The sequence below is a fragment of the Gammaproteobacteria bacterium (ex Lamellibrachia satsuma) genome, assembly GCA_019623805.1.
Lineage (GTDB): Bacteria > Pseudomonadota > Gammaproteobacteria > Chromatiales > Chromatiaceae > QGON01.
In genome coordinates, this window is record CP053680.1 from 2,058,439 (window position 1) to 2,074,185 (window position 15,747).

Below are 15,747 nucleotides of genomic sequence, written 5' to 3' on the forward strand. Positions count from 1 at the left end.
CGAATGCTGGCCATCGTAACCATCTGCTGATGATCCGATAGAATTATGTTGTTTGAGATGGAGATGGAATTTCTAATTGTTCTGGCCATCAAGTCTACTCTGCGATTAGAGACTTATCCACAGTTTCAAGGCTTGGAGTGTCCATTTTTTGTTCCGGAAAATTGTTGACAAAATAAGGCCGTAAGGTATATGGTACGTCTCTTTTTTTCGTCCGTATTTTACGGGAACGCCCAGGCAATATCGGTATAGAGTTATGAAAAGAACTTTTCAGCCCAGTAATCTCAAACGCGTCCGTACCCACGGTTTTCGTGCTCGCATGGCCACACGCAATGGTCGCAAGGTGATCAAATCACGTCGTGCCAAGGGCCGCGCCTGTCTGACATCGTAAATTCCGTCCTTGACGGCAGTTCAGGGGAGTTTTCCCCGCAGATTAAGATTATTGAAACCCGACGAATATCGTCGGGTTTTTAGTCGGGCTGAACGTTCAACAGATAATTTTTTTCTGGTACTTGTGAGAGAGAATGGCTTGGAGTTTGCGAGACTGGGTTTGGCAATTTCCAAAAAGAACACGCGCCGCGCAGTGGATCGTAACCGATTGAAACGATTGGTTCGGGAAAGTTTCAGGTTAAATCAGGAATTGTTGGCAGGTCTTGATATCGTGGTTTTGAATCGGCGTGGTAAATTGCTTATGGACAATGGCAGATACGCGGCTTCATTATTGCGGCACTGGAAGAGGCTGGCAGAAAGATGCGCCATTTCCTAATCTTCCTTGTCCGTGGATACCAGCTTATTATAAGCCCTTTCCTGGGAAATCACTGCCGCTTCTACCCAACCTGCTCTGCCTACGCGGTTGAAGCCCTCGAAAAACATGGATTTTTTCGTGGCCTGATGCTCTCCTTGCGTCGTGTCTCTCATTGCCACCCTTGGCACGAAGGTGGAATCGATCCGGTTCCAGAACCTACTGAAAAGAAGTCCCATGGATAATATAAGACTGATTCTCCTGTTTGCCTTTGCCTTCATCTGCCTGCTGCTTTATCAGGCATGGATGACCGATTATGGATCACCACAAGTTGTGGCACCGCAACAGACGGCTGAAGTCGTGCCTGCTGCAACCGAATCGGCCGGTGTGCCAACTGCCTCGGTTGCACCAGGGGTCACAGCTAGTGGAAATCAGGCTGTTCCCGTGACAGTTGGCGTCTCTGCTGTAGGTGGAAAGACAGTCAGGGTCGAAACCGATCTGTTGAAAGTGGAGATATCCACACTGGGTGGAACGCTGCAGAGCGTACATCTGCTCGATTATCAGGTATCACCGGAGACACCGGAGTTAAAGTTCCAACTCTTCTCACCTACGATGCCGAACCTGTTCATCGCCCAGTCAGGCATGATCGGAAGCGAAGAAGGCAAGGCCCCGACACACGAGGCCGAATATCAGATCGAACAGAGTGAGTACCGTTTGTTAGAGGGTCAGGACACAATCGACGTGGTCATGACTTGGGCTGGTAGTGATGGCCTCAAGGTTACCAAGCATTTTATCTTCAGCCGCGGCAGCTATCTGATAGATGTTACCCACGAGGTGGATAACCAGTCAGCGGAGCCTTGGGCAGCCAGAGATTATGCGCAACTGCAGCGTACGGAACCGACGGATCAGTCACGGCTGACCACCTACACTTATACAGGTGGCGTCTACTACAATCCTGAAGCGAAATACGAAAAAGTCGATTTCGACGAGATGGCGGAAAAAGGGCTTAATGTCGATTCCACCGATGGTTGGCTGGCCATGATCCAGCACTATTTCCTGGGGGCCTGGATTCCACCAAAAACCCAGATGGAGCACTACTACACAAACAGCCTGCCGGGACCGAAATATCTTATTGGCAGTTACTCTCCGTCCGTGACGGTTGCCCCTGGCAGCAACCACAGTTTCAATAAACAGCTCTTCGTTGGCCCGAAGCTTCAGGACCAACTGGTGACGGTTGCACCTGGATTGGAGCTGACAGTCGATTATGGCTGGCTGACCGTGATTGCACAGCCGATCTTCTGGCTGTTGAAAAAGATCCACAGTTGGGTAGGCAATTGGGGCTGGTCAATTATTCTTCTGACCATCATTATCAAAGCGCTTTTCTATAAACTGTCGGAAACCAGCTATAAGTCGATGGCCAATATGCGCAAGCTGACGCCGAGACTTCAGGCCATGAAGGATCGTTTCGGCGATGACAAACAACGCCTGAACCAGGCTATGATGGAGATGTACAAGAAGGAGAAGGTCAACCCCCTGGGCGGTTGTTTGCCGATTCTGGTGCAAATCCCTGTTTTTATTGCCCTCTATTGGGTGTTGCTGGAAAGCGTTGAGATGCGCCAGGCACCCTTTATTCTGTGGATCGATAATCTGTCTGCAAAAGATCCCTACTTCGTGCTGCCGCTGATCATGGGCGTCTCCATGTTCGTGCAGCAGAAGCTCAATCCGGCACCACCGGATCCAATGCAGGCCAAGATCATGATGAGTCTGCCCTTCGTCTTTACCATCTTCTTCGCCTTCTTCCCGTCGGGTCTGGTGCTCTACTGGGTTGTGAACAATCTGATCTCCATTGCTCAGCAGTACTACATCACCCGCAAGATAGAGCAGGCGGGTTAGTTAGCATCGGCTAATCAAAGTGCAGCCGCGAGATACAATCGCTGCTGTTGCCACTCCGCCCGGTCGTGGCGGGGTGGGCATCATCCGGATTTCCGGTCCGCGTTGTGCCGATGTGGCCAATGCGGTGGCAGGTAAACTGCCGAAACCCAGGCATGCGCACTTCTGCAGTTTTTCCGATGCTGATGGATCTACCATTGACGAAGGCATCTGTCTCTATTTCCCCGCCCCCAACTCCTTCACCGGTGAAGATGTACTCGAACTGCAGGGGCATGGTGGACCGCTTATTCTCGATCTCATGCTGCAACGGGTGCTGGCGACCGGCATTCGTGCCGCCCGCCCAGGGGAATTCAGTGAACGTGCCTTCCTCAATGGCAAACTCGACCTTGCCCAGGCTGAGGCGATTGCCGATCTGATAGATGCGGAGACCACATCTGCAGCCCGCCTGGCCAGCCGAACCCTGCAGGGCGTTTTCTCCGAGCGAATCCACAAGCTGGTTGAAGGGCTTATCAACCTGAGGCTCTATGTTGAATCGGCCATCGACTTTCCTGAAGAGGAGATAGACTTCCTCTCTGATGGAAAAGTGAGCACTAACTTACAGTCAATCATCGATGAACTCGTAGCTGTACAGAAAAGTGCCCATACAGGACGCCTGATGCGTGATGGCATGACACTGGTCATTGCCGGTCGTCCCAATGCAGGCAAGTCGAGCCTGCTCAATGCGCTGGCAGAAAGGGATTCCGCGATAGTGACAGAGATCCCAGGCACTACAAGAGACCTGTTGCGGGAGCAGATACAGATCGATGGAATGCCGATCCACATCATCGATACGGCAGGCATGCGCGAGAGTACCGATCCGGTTGAACAGGAAGGAATACGGCGGGCGAGAAATGAGATCGATCAGGCAGATCGCATCCTCTGGGTCTTCGATGACAAGGATGACCCCAACCACCTCACGCTGGATCGGGAGAGCCTGCCTGAGCAGGTTCCTCTAACTCTGATCAGAAACAAGATCGATCTGAGCGGCACCTCCCCTGCCCTGGTGGACGATGAGGGACTGACTGAGATTTCCATCGCCGCCAAATCCTCGCTGGGGATTGACCTGCTGAAGGATCATCTGAAACAGGCCATGGGCTACACTGGCAGTGTGGAAGGAGAATTTATCGCCCGTCGTCGTCACTTGAATGCGCTGGCAAACGCCATGAATCTTCTTTATCAGGGAAAGCGGATGCTGGAAGAAACAGCCGCTGGCGAGCTGCTGGCGGAAGACCTCCGTCTCGCCCAGCAATCTCTCAACGAGATAACCGGGGAATTTACTGCTGACGACCTGCTGGGTCGCATCTTTTCCACCTTTTGTATCGGCAAGTAAAACGGTATTTTTTCAGCAGAAATTTTTTGTGAGAAGCGGTATGAGCGGCAAGGCACATTGGGAAAAGGTCTATAGAGAAAAGTCACCATTTGATGTCAGTTGGTACCAAAAAGCCTCAAGCATCTCCTTTGAGATGATGGAAAATAGTGGGCTTGAGGGTCAACCGGCTATCATTGATGTGGGTGGTGGTGCTTCGGTACTGGTGGACAGACTGCTGCAGGAAGGGCTGAACAATCTCACGGTATTGGATATCTCATCCACGGGCATGGAATATGCCAAAGTGCGTCTTGGTAACAGGGCAACTTTGGTAAACTGGATAGAGTCTGATATCACAGAATTTGAGTCACCGAAACAGTACGATATTTGGCATGACCGGGCGGTATTCCACTTTCTTACCGATGCAGAAATGCGCGAGAAATATCTGGGCGTCATGCGACGTTCCTTGAAAGTGGATGGAACTGTGATCATCGCTGCGTTTGCCATTGGCGGACCGACAAAGTGCAGTGGTCTGGATATCGTGCAGTACGATGCCGAAAAACTGAAGAAGGTTATGGGAAGTGAATTTGTGCTGACAGAACAGCGTAATGAAAGACATATTACCCCGGCTGAGAAGCTTCAGGATTTTGGCTACTATCGTTTTCGCAGACAGGTATAGATACTGCTTGAGCCACCGTTCTTCCTATTGAATGATAACGCCGCCGCCAGTTATGGTTGCCAGGCAGCCGCTGAATAGAGGTTCAGTGAGCGTGTGGCAGCAAGAGCGCCTGCGCTGGCTGGATTTTGACGATGGTGCAGTGCAGTCGATTATCGACCTTGATCATCCCGATCAACTGGTCTCTCCTGTTCAACACGCAATGTTGGCACCAATACTGTTTGTGCCTATATCAAAGCGGATACTGTTGCTTGGTGTTGGCGGTGGGGCCTTGGCCCGCTATTTCAACCACAGATTTCCCGCAGTTCAAGGAGAGGCAGTGGTGTATTTTAAGATTAATTTAGATGAATTGGAGATAACAATGGATACGATAGAAGTCAGCTTTCCGGGAGGAAAGCGAATCGATGCCAAGGTTGGGAATTTTGTCATCCACACAGATCAATCAGAAAAATATGGGGGTAGTGCGTCGGCGCCGGAACCTTTCGATCTGTTTCTTGCCTCCATCGCCACATGTGCAGGCATCTTCGCCTGGAATTTTTGTGAAATACGGGAGCTATCAACAGACGGCATGGCGCTGCACATGGATTGTGAACGGGATGAGAAGAAGAAACTCTTCTCCCATATTGTTTTGAGACTCACACTGCCGGCGGATTTTCCCGAAAAATATCAAAAGGGTATTCTCCGGGCGATGGAACTCTGTACGGTGAAAAGACACATGATGGATTCACCGGCTTTTTCAATTGAACTGAAATAACAGAGTCATCGGAGTTTAATGTTTTACACCGACACCTATGATGTGATTGTAGTGGGGGGCGGCCATGCCGGCACCGAGGCTGCGCTGGCCGCTGCGCGTATGGGTGCACGAACCTTGCTGCTGACCCACAACATCGAGACCCTTGGACAGATGAGCTGTAACCCGGCCATTGGGGGCATCGGTAAGGGCCATTTAGTGAAAGAAGTGGACGCACTGGGCGGCATCATGGCCCATGCAGCGGACCTCGGTGGTATCCAGTTCCGCATTCTCAACTCCCGCAAGGGTCCCGCAGTGCGAGCCACCCGGGCGCAGGCGGATCGGGTTCGTTATAAGGCTGCGGTGAGATTTGCCCTGGAAAATCAACCCAATCTCGATCTCTTTCAACAGGCGGTGGATGATCTGTTGGTTGAGGGGGATAGGGTCATCGGTGTCACGACACAAATGGGTTTGAAGTTCAGAGCCCGCGCAGTGGTTTTGACGGTGGGTACCTTCCTTGGAGGCCGCATCCATATCGGGTTGTCCAACTATGAAGGGGGACGCGCCGGCGATCCCCCGTCCAATGCCCTCTCCCGCCGCCTTCGAGAGTTGCCTTTTAAGGTGGAACGCCTCAAAACCGGTACCCCGCCACGCATCGACGGGCGCAGCATAGATTATTCTGTGCTGCAGGAGCAGCCGGGGGATGAGCCGACACCGGTTTTCTCCTTTCTGGGTCAGCGGGAGGAACACCCGCGACAGGTCAGTTGTTACATCACCCATACCAACGAACAGACCCATGACATCATCCGTGGCGGTATGTCCCGATCGCCAATGTACACTGGTGTGATCGAGGGGGTTGGACCGAGATACTGTCCCTCCATAGAAGACAAGATTGTCCGCTTCGCCGATAAGAACTCCCATCAGATCTTCATCGAACCAGAGGGCCTGGATACCAACGAGGTCTATCCTAATGGCATATCCACCAGCCTGCCCTTTGATGTGCAGTATGAACTTGCGCGTTCTATGAAGGGATTTGCACAGGCCCACATCATCCGCCCGGGTTATGCCATCGAGTATGATTTTTTTGATCCCCGAGGCCTCAAGTCTTCGTTGCAGACCCAGCATATGGCCGGGCTCTTTTTTGCCGGACAGATCAATGGCACCACAGGCTATGAAGAGGCGGCGGCCCAAGGTCTGTTGGCAGGTTTGAATGCGGTGCGATTATGCAGGGAAAAGGAGGCCTGGTCTCCCCGGCGGGATGAAGCCTATCTCGGCGTGATGGTTGATGACCTGGTTACCCAGGGTACAGCTGAACCCTACCGTATGTTCACCAGCCGGGCAGAGTACCGGTTGTTGCTGCGGGAAGACAATGCCGACCTGCGGTTAACCGAAACAGGGCGCGAACTCGGTCTGGTGTCTGAAAAGCGCTGGGCCGCTTTTGATCACAAGCGCGAGACGATAGCACGGGAGCAGCAACGGCTGCGGGATACCTGGATACGACCAAGGGATCTTTCGGAGGATGAGGTAACTCGGGTGGTGGGTGCGCCTTTGGCACGGGAGGTGCGTGCTCTGGAACTGCTGGTGCGACCAGAAGTAAGCTATGCCGGATTGATGAGTCTGCCTGGTATCGGTCCGGGTGAGTCGGATTGGCAGGTGGCAGGGCAGATCGAAGTTCAGGCCAAATATGCCGGTTATATCGATCGGCAGCGGGATGAGATTGAACGGCAACGGGCAAATGAATCCATGTCTCTGCCCGATGATTTTGATTTTGAGAAAGTACGTGGGCTCTCTGCGGAGATAAGGGAGAAGTTTCAGCGCCACCGGCCGGACACCCTGGGTCAGGCGGGACGCATTCCCGGGGTCACCCCTGCGGCTATTTCGATGTTAATGATCCATCTGAAACAGGTTTCGGCAAAGTGACGAAGAACTTAGTGGAGTCTCGATGGGGAGAACGACTTGATTTGGGCCTCGAAAGAATGTCACTGTCGATCCCGGCAGATGTACGTGAGCGCTTACTCCGCTTCCATGGCCTGCTTATAAAGTGGAACAAGGCTTACAATCTCACCGCTGTGCGCGATCCGTTGGAGATGGTGGATCGACATTTGCTCGACAGCCTTTCGGTGCTTCCCTATCTTCACGGCGAAGAAATTTTAGATATGGGAACGGGTCCGGGCCTTCCCGGCATCCCTTTGGCGTTGCTACTACCAGATGCCCACTTCGTATTGCTCGACAGTAACAACAAAAAAATCCGTTTTGTTCGTCAGGTCGTGCTTGAGTTGGGAATAGTGAATGTTCTTCCCGTACATGCCAGGGTTGAAACCTACCAGCCAAATCACCCTTTCGATACCTTGATCTCCAGGGCCTTTACTGCCCTGCCCCGGATGGTTGAACTGACCCGTCATCTGCGAGCTCCCGGTTGCCGGTTGCTGGCGATGAAGGGAATGGTGCCGGAAGATGAGATTGCCGGACTTCCGGCAGGGATGAAACAGGAAGTGATACGGTTACAAGTGCCGTTAACTGATGCTGAGCGACACCTGATTATTATCGAATAATCTCTTATCTTGCTGTGAGCAGTGAGTAAGAGTGGCGCCTTGCCGTTTCTACTTGTCTGTGTGATCTTCTTCACCGAACTGCTTCCAGCGGCGACGAAAAAAGATGAGTACAAAAATAGCCGACCCAAACAACAGATAGGTTCGTGGTTCAGGTACTTGGGTGGAGTAGGCGAAGTTATCGATATTCAGAAAACGGCCGGAAAGGGATTCGAAGGTAATGGAACTGATGACTTCATCCGAGATAAATCCGGCAAAGGTTCTATTGCCAGGGTTGGCGGTTGCTATGTCGAAGATATCCCCGGAGGACAAAACGACCCGAACGTCCGAAGCGAACGGTCGGAAAGTCATCAAGTCCACCCCGATGGCATAGATGGACTGAGGCAGATAGGCGGTGATGCGGCCTTCAGCGTGTTGGTCAGAGAGCACATCACCGGAGTCCCAGTCGTAGAATCTGCGGTAGTAGTCGGGATCCACGGTATAGAGATCACCGCTGCCCTGGAAAACAACATCGGCAAAAAGGGCCTGGTCACGGTAGGAGCGCCAGCGTCGCCGCTCATTTTCCTCGAAATCTATGGTGGTGACACTACCCAGCCAGCTGGAAAAAGTGTCCCTGTCGTTAAGGGAGATAATGCCGGCCTGTGTGGCGCTGGCTGCTGACAAGAGCAGCATGATAACCGCCCATTTACCCATTGAAGTCACACTGATGCCTCAAATTCGATCTGTACTGATAGAGGTAGGCGGTCATTTCAGGGCAAAGTTTAATTATTCAGGATCTTGTTTCCTTTTCAGGTGCTGGCGAAAAACCATGAAATTCTGACTTTCATCAACAGAGCAGGTATCGCAGCGGCCTCCTGCCCGTTATCATAGCGGGCTCCAGTCTCAACCCGGTCTGAAATTCATGGGACATATCATTACCGTCGCGAATCAGAAAGGCGGCGTGGGCAAAACCACTACTGCCGTTAACCTGGCCGCTTCCCTGGCAACGCTGAAGAAGCGCGTTCTCATGGTGGATCTCGATCCACAGGGTAACGCGAGCATGGGGTGCGGTGTGGACAAGCACCAGCTTGAGCGTTCCAGCTGTGATGTGTTGTTGGGGGACGTACAGTTGCACGAGGCTGTGATGAAAACCCCAGAGGCCGGGTTTGATGTTCTGCCTGCCAATGCGGATCTGACTGCAGCGGAGGTGGGATTGATGAATGCCACCCTGCGGGAAAAGCGTTTGAGCCTGGCGCTGGCGACAACAAAGGACCAGTATGATTTCATCATCATCGACTGCCCACCGTCCTTGAACATGCTGACATTGAATGCCTTGGTAGCAGCGGATGCAGTATTGATACCGATTCAGACCGAATACTATGCGCTGGAAGGGCTATCCGCGCTGATGGGTACGGTGAAGCAGGTTCAATCCCATCTCAATGGTGATTTGGAGATCGAAGGTATTCTGCGTACCATGCACGACCCCCGAAATAACCTGGCGGTTGATGTATCCACCCAGCTGATCACCCATTTCAAGGATAAGGTGTTCAACACCATCATTCCGCGAAATGTACGGGTCGCCGAAGCGCCGAGTCATGGCAAACCGGTTTTACTGTATGATAGATCCTCCCGCGGTGCGACGGCCTATCTGGCTCTGGCGAGTGAAGTGGTGCGTCGGAACCGCAAGCGGACATCCTGATTAAATATTAAACAGCTACGGTACGCAGAGAGATGGCGGCGAAGAAACGGGGCCTCGGTAGAGGATTGGATGCACTGCTCGGCGGAATCAATAACGAGAGTGCAGCAGCGGATAACTCCGCGGGTAAAAAAGGCACGGGGGGCAATCTTGCGCACCTGCCTGTTGATCTGATTCAACGTGGTCGCTATCAACCCAGACGGGAGTTCGATCCGGACAGTCTGCGGGAACTGGCCGACTCCATAGCCGCACAGGGTGTAATCCAGCCGGTAGTGGTGCGGGAGATCGAAAACAACCGCTATGAATTGATCGCCGGTGAACGGCGTTGGCGTGCAGCGCAGCAGGCTGGCCTCGATACCATCCCGGTGGTCATCAAAGAAGTCACCGAACAGGCCGCCATGGCCATGGGGTTGATCGAGAATATCCAACGGGATGATCTCAATCCGTTGGAAGAGGCCAACGCCCTCAGCCGGTTACTGCTTGAATTTGAACTGACCCACCAGGCTGTGGCCAAGGCGGTGGGTAAGTCCCGTACAACGGTCACCAACCTGTTACGTCTGTTGGAGTTGAACGAGGATGTCAAAATCCTGATCGAGAGCGGCCGCCTTGAAATGGGTCATGCTCGCGCCTTGCTTGGCCTGAAAGACCGAGCCCAGAGCAATGCCGCGGCAAAAGTTGTCGCAGACGGGCTCTCGGTACGTGAAACAGAGCGCCTGGTTCGGCGTATCCAGGGGGAGCAGGATGCACCTGCGAAGGTGGTCAGCAAGACCGAAGATGACCCGGATATCCGCAGGCTGCTGACCGATCTCTCAGAGCGTCTGGGTGCCAAGGTCAACCTGCAGCAGAATGCAAAAGGCAAAGGCAAGCTGGTCATCGCCTACAACAGCCTAGACGAGTTGGAAGGGATTTTGGATCACATCAAGTGAGGCTTTGATCACTATCGGCATAAGTTGTCGTAGTACTGCTTGTAGTCCATCTTCGCCCTGGCACCTTGTGCTTCGATATCAGTATATTTGAACTCCTGCATCAAGGTCATGGGCCCGAGTTTAATAAGGCATTTTTAATTGCCGGACTCTTGAACATAGTTTCCAAGTTGCCCCTATATATGATCGTGTGCATATCCCAAAGGTTATGGCTCTCACTTGGTTTGTTTGCTTGGCTGCCAGAAAAACGCTCGTGATCAATTACTTTTCCATGTATATCAGCAATACAAATATCAAAGTCATATTGATATCTAAACTTGAAACCACCAGCATCCCATTTCGATTCATATACAGACGCAACAATCGCTTTGTTAAACCTAGGGTCGGCCATTTGATCGATGGCATCGTCCACAGACGTTCCCATATCTACTTTAATAATATTTACCTCAATGCCTGAATCGTAAAAACCTTCCTTGATTATGTTGGACAGAAAGTCTACGAAACGTTCTTCTTTAGGCCTTTCTGGTCTATCTAAGGTCATGGGCATTCCAAAAGCACCGCGCACAAGTCCTTCAAACTTTTCGCTTTTATCGCCAGTCAAAACATAGGGTCTTTTGTCGATCACTGCTAGAGATATATTCTTATCACCAATTGAATAAAATTCTGGTGTTATTTGATCCCTTGTGACAGGAGATGCGCAGCCGGTAACGACAAGCAGAAACAGGATTGACAGATTTTTTGCAGCGAAATTCACAGTTCTCTCCCTAATGTTGTACGTTGCACTACCAATGTGCCCCTGTATATGTACCAGAAAACAACTTTTAATCGAGTCTATTATCGACCTTCATTGATGCACATCAATCATAGTTAATTGGCTTTTTTCGTGAGTTGTCCGGTGGCGCCAAAATACCAGTCATTCCCGGTACAGGCGGGGTTTATAGCCATTCTAAATTTGTTCGCCCATCATTTGACCCTATATTAAAAAAAACTTATACTTGTCCGTCTAAAGTGAACGTGGTTAAAGGGGTGCCGGGAAACTGGGATGCAGCTTGCCGGAAACGACCAGATTCGCCTCATAGTTCTGACTCAGACCGTGTCCTCAATTGCCGTGGCTATTATTCTCGGCGCTTTTGGGTGGGTATATGTCTGGTCCGGCCTCTTGGGTGGTCTAATATCCACAGCCACAAATGGTTTTATGGCAGCCAGAATTTTTGTAACCTACCGGGCACAGGAGCCAGGCAGGATGCTTGCGAAAATGTACGGCTCAGAGTTGCAGAAAATCCTGCTAACAGGAATACTGTTCGGCGTGGTGGTTTTCTGGATAAAGCCATTGAGCATCGGTGCCATGCTGGGGAGTTACCTGTTTGTTCAGGTCGTGGCTCCACTGTTTGTGCTAATCTACACTGATCAAATGAAGTCCAGGTTAAAAAGAAGATAATGGCCGGCGATACCCTGACCTCAAGCGAATACATCAGACACCATCTGACAAACCTGACCTTCGGTAAGACGCCGGATGGATCCTGGGCTTTTGCGCACGATGCGGCAGAAGCCAAGGCAATGGGTTTCTGGGCGATCCACGTGGACACCATGTTTTGGTCCATCCTGCTGGGCATCGCCTTTCTCTACTTTTTTACCCGTGCGGCCAAAGGTGCAACTACCGGTGTTCCCGATGGTCTGGTGAATTTTGCCGAATGGATAGTTGAGTTTATCGATACCAGCGTGCGTGGTTCTTTCAGCGGCAGAAACAGTCTGGTGGCGCCGCTTGCATTGACGATCTTCATCTGGATCTTCCTGCAGAATCTGATGGATCTGGTGCCTGTGGATGTCATTCCTGCTCTATCGGGTCTTCTTGGCATCCACTTTATGAAAGTGGTGCCCTCCACCGATCCCAACGCCACCTTCGGTATGGCGATTGGTGTTTTCGCCCTTGTTCTTTTCTACAGCGTCAAAATAAAGGGTGTCGGAGGCTTCGTCGGTGAATTGACGCTACAGCCATTCTCTTCAAAGAATCCCCTGGTGAACGCGCTGTTCATTCCGATCAACTTCATACTCGAATTTGTCAGTCTGATCGCCAAACCCATCTCTCTCGCCCTGCGACTCTTCGGCAACATGTACGCGGGCGAAATGATCTTTATCCTGATCGCCATCATGTACAATGCCGGCTTGGTTCTCGGCCTGTTTGGCGGTGCCCTTCAGTTGGGTTGGGCGATTTTTCATATCCTGATTATTACACTGCAGGCGTTCATTTTTATGACCCTGACAATCGTATATCTGGATATGGCTCATAACGAGCACTGATTCTTACAATATCTTTTACTACTATTTGGTTCATTAAACGGGAGACCAAAATGGAAAATGCACTGCTGTATATTGCCGGCGCGCTGATGATGGGCCTGGGTGCCTTGGGTGCTGCTGTAGGCATCGGCGTTCTGGGTGGCCGCTTTCTGGAAGGTGCTGCACGTCAGCCTGAGCTGATTCCCATGCTGCGTACCCAGTTCTTCATTGTCATGGGTCTGGTCGACGCGGTACCCATGATTGCTGTGGGCCTGGCCATGTACGTGCTGTTCGCTGTCGCCGGATGATCCGACCGATAATCGAACCGACTATCATCTCGTCAAATACGAGGTAATTCCGGGATGAACATCAATCTGACTCTTATTGGTCAGCTACTCTCTTTTATGGTGTTCGTGTGGTTCACGATGAAATTCGTCTGGACCCCGATCATGGGCGCGCTTGAAGTGCGTAAAAAAGGGATAGCCGACGGTCTTGCTGCAGCAGAACGTGGGCAGCATGAACAGGAGCTTGCGAAAGAGCGTGCCAAGGGCGTGCTTCACGAAGCGAAAGCCCAGGCGGCGGAGATCGTTGCCCAGGCGCAGAAGCGAGGCGCTGAAATTGTAGACGAAGCGAAGGGTAGTGCCCGTACCGAAGGAGAGCGAATCCTTACCGCTGCGCAGGCGGAGATCGAACAGGAGACCAATCGTGCGCGTGAACAGCTGCGCGGGAAGGTTGCCGAGCTGGCTATTGCCGGTGCGGAAAAGATCCTGAAGAAAGAGATCAACGCCGAGACGCATAGAGATATCGTCGACGGTCTGGCCAAAGAGATCTAAGGCAACGCTATGGCAGGAGAAGCTACCACTATTGCCCGCCCTTACGCGGAAGCGGTTTTTGCCCGTGCCGAAGAGACCGATAAACTCGACCTCTGGTCTGAAATGCTGGGGTTGCTGGCAGCGGTTGTTCAGGATTCGACCATGGCCGGAGTCATCAAGGACCCGCTGTTTGATCGTAAACAGTTGACCGAATTGATGCTGGAGATCGGTGGCGGACGTCTGAACGAAGAGGGTTCAAATCTGGCCAGGCTGCTGGTGCAGAATGACCGCCTTGCGGTTCTGCCGGAAATCGTCGAGGTGTTTGAACTACTGAAGGCTGAACGCGAGCGAGTACTCAAGGTGCATGTCACTTCGGCCTTTGCACTCAGCTCTGTCCAGCAAAAACATATTGCCGATGCCCTGAAGGCCAAACTCGGACGTGATGTCACCATCACCAGCGAAAAGAACACCGATCTGATCGGCGGCATCCACATCCGCGCTGGCGACATGGTTATCGACGGATCCGTCCGGGGACAACTGCAGCAACTGGCGAACGAATTGGGAATCTAAGCGAGAAGCCATCATGCAACTCAATCCATCCGAGATCAGCGAACTGATCAAAAGCAAGATCGAGAAATTCGATCTTAAGACCGAGGCCCGTAACGAGGGCACGATTATCAGTCTTACCGACGGTATCGCCCGCATCCACGGTCTCGAGGACGCCATGTCTTACGAGATGCTGGAGTTCCCGGGGAATACTTTCGGTCTGACCCTCAACCTGGAGCGCGACTCGGTCGGCGCCGTGGTATTGGGAGACTACAAACATCTCTCCGAGGGTGATGCGGTCAAATGTACCGGTCGCGTACTCGAAGTACCCGTGGGTGAAGGCCTGCTGGGTCGAGTGGTTGACGCTCTGGGCGGTCCGGTCGACGGCAAGGGCGCTGTGGAAACCACAGAAACAGCGACCCTCGAAAAGGTAGCCCCCGGTGTTATCTCCCGTAAATCGGTTGATCAGCCGGTGCAGACAGGTATCAAGGCCATCGACGCCATGGTGCCAGTCGGCCGCGGCCAGCGAGAGTTGATCATCGGTGACCGTCAGACCGGTAAGTCGGCCCTGGCGATCGATGCGATCATCAATCAGAAAGGCACCGGCGTTAAGTGTATCTATGTCGCGGTGGGCCAGAAGAATTCCACCATCGCGCAGGTTGTGCGTAAGCTGGAGGAGCACGGCGCGATGGAGCACACCGTCATCGTCGCCGCCCCTGCTGCCGACTCTGCCGCCATGCAGTTCCTGGCCCCTTATGCCGGTTGCTCCATGGGTGAGTATTTCCGCGATAAAGGCGAAGATGCCTTGATTGTATATGACGACCTGACCAAGCAGGCTTGGGCCTACCGCCAGGTCTCCTTGCTGCTGCGTCGTCCACCGGGCCGAGAAGCCTATCCAGGTGATGTATTCTATCTTCACTCCCGTCTGCTGGAGCGCGCGGCCAGGATCAACGCGGAGCAGGTTGAAAAGAATACCGACGGTAAAGTTACCGGCAAGACGGGTTCTCTGACGGCTCTGCCGATCATCGAGACTCAGGCAGGTGACGTATCGGCTTTCGTACCGACAAACGTTATCTCCATCACTGACGGCCAGATCTTCCTTGAGGCCGATCTGTTCAATGCCGGTATCCGTCCGGCGATCAATGCCGGTCTCTCCGTATCGCGGGTGGGTGGTGCTGCGCAGACCAAGATCATCAAGAAATTGGGTGGTGGTGTGCGACTGGCGTTGGCGCAATATCGTGAGCTGGCAGCCTTCTCCCAGTTTGCCTCCGATCTCGATGACGCGACCCGTGCCCAGCTGCAACTTGGCGAGCGCGTGACCGAACTGATGAAGCAGGGTCAGTACTCTCCCCTCAGTGTGGCCGATATGGCAACCACCCTGTTCTCTGCCAATGAAGGTTATCTGAACGACATAGAGACGAGTAAGGTCGTGGATTTTGAAGCGGCGTTGCACGACTATATGAAGAGCAACCAAAAGGCACTGGTCGACCTGATCAACGAGAAAACGGACTACAATCCCGAGATCGAGCAGGCGTTGCACGAGGCATTAAAGGATTTCAAGGCCAACCATACCTGGTAACCAAAGAGC

The 15,747-nt window shown here is 52.4% G+C and carries 19 protein-coding genes; 17 read left to right on the forward strand and 2 right to left on the reverse strand.

The genetic code is table 11. The annotated features are described in order from the left end of the window. Positions 1 to 253: 253 nt before the first annotated feature. From rpmH to rsmG, 9 genes are all read left to right on the forward strand, one after another. Positions 254 to 388 (forward strand): 50S ribosomal protein L34, encoded by a 135-nt coding sequence (gene rpmH / locus HPY30_08815; GenBank protein QYZ66080.1) that lies wholly within the window; start codon positions 254 to 256, stop codon positions 386 to 388. Then, positions 389 to 763, forward strand: a complete 375-nt coding sequence (rnpA, locus tag HPY30_08820; protein ID QYZ67974.1) for a ribonuclease P protein component — start codon at positions 389 to 391, stop codon at positions 761 to 763. Continuing rightward, on the forward strand, positions 748 to 984 hold the full coding sequence (gene yidD, locus HPY30_08825; GenBank protein ID QYZ66081.1) for a membrane protein insertion efficiency factor YidD: 237 nt from the start codon (positions 748 to 750) through the stop codon (positions 982 to 984). Before rnpA ends, yidD begins: the two co-directional genes overlap by 16 nt. After that, positions 977 to 2,632 carry a membrane protein insertase YidC gene (gene yidC / locus HPY30_08830; GenBank protein QYZ66082.1) on the forward strand — a complete coding sequence of 552 codons (1,656 nt, stop codon included), beginning with the start codon at positions 977 to 979 and terminating at the stop codon, positions 2,630 to 2,632. The genes yidD and yidC overlap by 8 nt, the downstream gene beginning before the upstream one ends. Positions 2,633 to 2,651: 19 nt before the next feature. After that, entirely contained in the window at positions 2,652 to 3,998 is a 1,347-nt protein-coding gene (gene mnmE / locus HPY30_08835; protein QYZ66083.1) for a tRNA uridine-5-carboxymethylaminomethyl(34) synthesis GTPase MnmE, read from the forward strand. Positions 3,999 to 4,038: 40 nt separating this feature from the next. Further along, positions 4,039 to 4,653 (forward strand): class I SAM-dependent methyltransferase, encoded by a 615-nt coding sequence (locus tag HPY30_08840; GenBank protein ID QYZ66084.1) that lies wholly within the window; start codon positions 4,039 to 4,041, stop codon positions 4,651 to 4,653. 358 nt (positions 4,654 to 5,011) lie between these two features. Beyond that, complete coding sequence (locus HPY30_08845; GenBank protein ID QYZ67975.1) at positions 5,012 to 5,404, forward strand: osmotically inducible protein OsmC; 393 nt, start codon at positions 5,012 to 5,014, stop codon at positions 5,402 to 5,404. Positions 5,405 to 5,422: 18 nt separating this feature from the next. Then, entirely contained in the window at positions 5,423 to 7,300 is a 1,878-nt protein-coding gene (gene mnmG, locus HPY30_08850; protein ID QYZ66085.1) for a tRNA uridine-5-carboxymethylaminomethyl(34) synthesis enzyme MnmG, read from the forward strand. Positions 7,301 to 7,356: 56 nt separating this feature from the next. Further along, positions 7,357 to 7,932 (forward strand): 16S rRNA (guanine(527)-N(7))-methyltransferase RsmG, encoded by a 576-nt coding sequence (gene rsmG, locus HPY30_08855; GenBank protein ID QYZ67976.1) that lies wholly within the window; start codon positions 7,357 to 7,359, stop codon positions 7,930 to 7,932. A 48-nt stretch (positions 7,933 to 7,980) separates the two neighbouring features. Here rsmG and HPY30_08860 read toward each other — a convergent pair whose 3' ends face one another. Further along, the gene (locus HPY30_08860) at positions 7,981 to 8,622 is read right to left on the reverse strand and encodes a PEP-CTERM sorting domain-containing protein (GenBank protein ID QYZ66086.1); all 642 of its coding nucleotides are present in this window, start codon (positions 8,620 to 8,622) and stop codon (positions 7,981 to 7,983) included. 208 nt (positions 8,623 to 8,830) lie between these two features. Between HPY30_08860 and HPY30_08865 the strand changes: the two genes are divergently transcribed. Further along, positions 8,831 to 9,607, forward strand: a complete 777-nt coding sequence (locus tag HPY30_08865) for a ParA family protein (GenBank protein QYZ66087.1) — start codon at positions 8,831 to 8,833, stop codon at positions 9,605 to 9,607. Positions 9,608 to 9,639: 32 nt separating this feature from the next. Continuing rightward, positions 9,640 to 10,530, forward strand: coding sequence for a ParB/RepB/Spo0J family partition protein (locus tag HPY30_08870; protein QYZ66088.1), 891 nt, complete (start codon positions 9,640 to 9,642; stop codon positions 10,528 to 10,530). 106 nt (positions 10,531 to 10,636) lie between these two features. Here HPY30_08870 and HPY30_08875 read toward each other — a convergent pair whose 3' ends face one another. Continuing rightward, on the reverse strand, positions 10,637 to 11,281 hold the full coding sequence (locus tag HPY30_08875; GenBank protein QYZ66089.1) for a hypothetical protein: 645 nt from the start codon (positions 11,279 to 11,281) through the stop codon (positions 10,637 to 10,639). A gap of 288 nt (positions 11,282 to 11,569) precedes the next feature. On the opposite strand from HPY30_08875, the gene HPY30_08880 reads away from it, so the two are divergent. Genes HPY30_08880 through HPY30_08905 form a run of 6 tightly spaced genes read left to right on the forward strand, consistent with a single transcriptional unit; the run spans position 11,570 to position 15,738 of the window. Then, positions 11,570 to 11,965, forward strand: coding sequence for a hypothetical protein (locus HPY30_08880; protein ID QYZ66090.1), 396 nt, complete (start codon positions 11,570 to 11,572; stop codon positions 11,963 to 11,965). Further along, a complete protein-coding gene (gene atpB / locus HPY30_08885) occupies positions 11,965 to 12,825 on the forward strand; it encodes a F0F1 ATP synthase subunit A (protein QYZ66091.1) in 861 nt (286 codons plus the stop codon). Before HPY30_08880 ends, atpB begins: the two co-directional genes overlap by 1 nt. Before the next feature lie 50 nt (positions 12,826 to 12,875). After that, positions 12,876 to 13,109 carry a F0F1 ATP synthase subunit C gene (gene atpE, locus HPY30_08890; GenBank protein ID QYZ66092.1) on the forward strand — a complete coding sequence of 78 codons (234 nt, stop codon included), beginning with the start codon at positions 12,876 to 12,878 and terminating at the stop codon, positions 13,107 to 13,109. Positions 13,110 to 13,163: 54 nt separating this feature from the next. After that, entirely contained in the window at positions 13,164 to 13,634 is a 471-nt protein-coding gene (locus HPY30_08895) for a F0F1 ATP synthase subunit B (protein ID QYZ66093.1), read from the forward strand. A 9-nt stretch (positions 13,635 to 13,643) separates the two neighbouring features. Further along, complete coding sequence (locus HPY30_08900; GenBank protein ID QYZ66094.1) at positions 13,644 to 14,183, forward strand: F0F1 ATP synthase subunit delta; 540 nt, start codon at positions 13,644 to 13,646, stop codon at positions 14,181 to 14,183. A gap of 13 nt (positions 14,184 to 14,196) precedes the next feature. Next, entirely contained in the window at positions 14,197 to 15,738 is a 1,542-nt protein-coding gene (locus HPY30_08905; GenBank protein ID QYZ66095.1) for a F0F1 ATP synthase subunit alpha, read from the forward strand. The last annotated feature ends 9 nt before the right edge of the window (positions 15,739 to 15,747 follow it).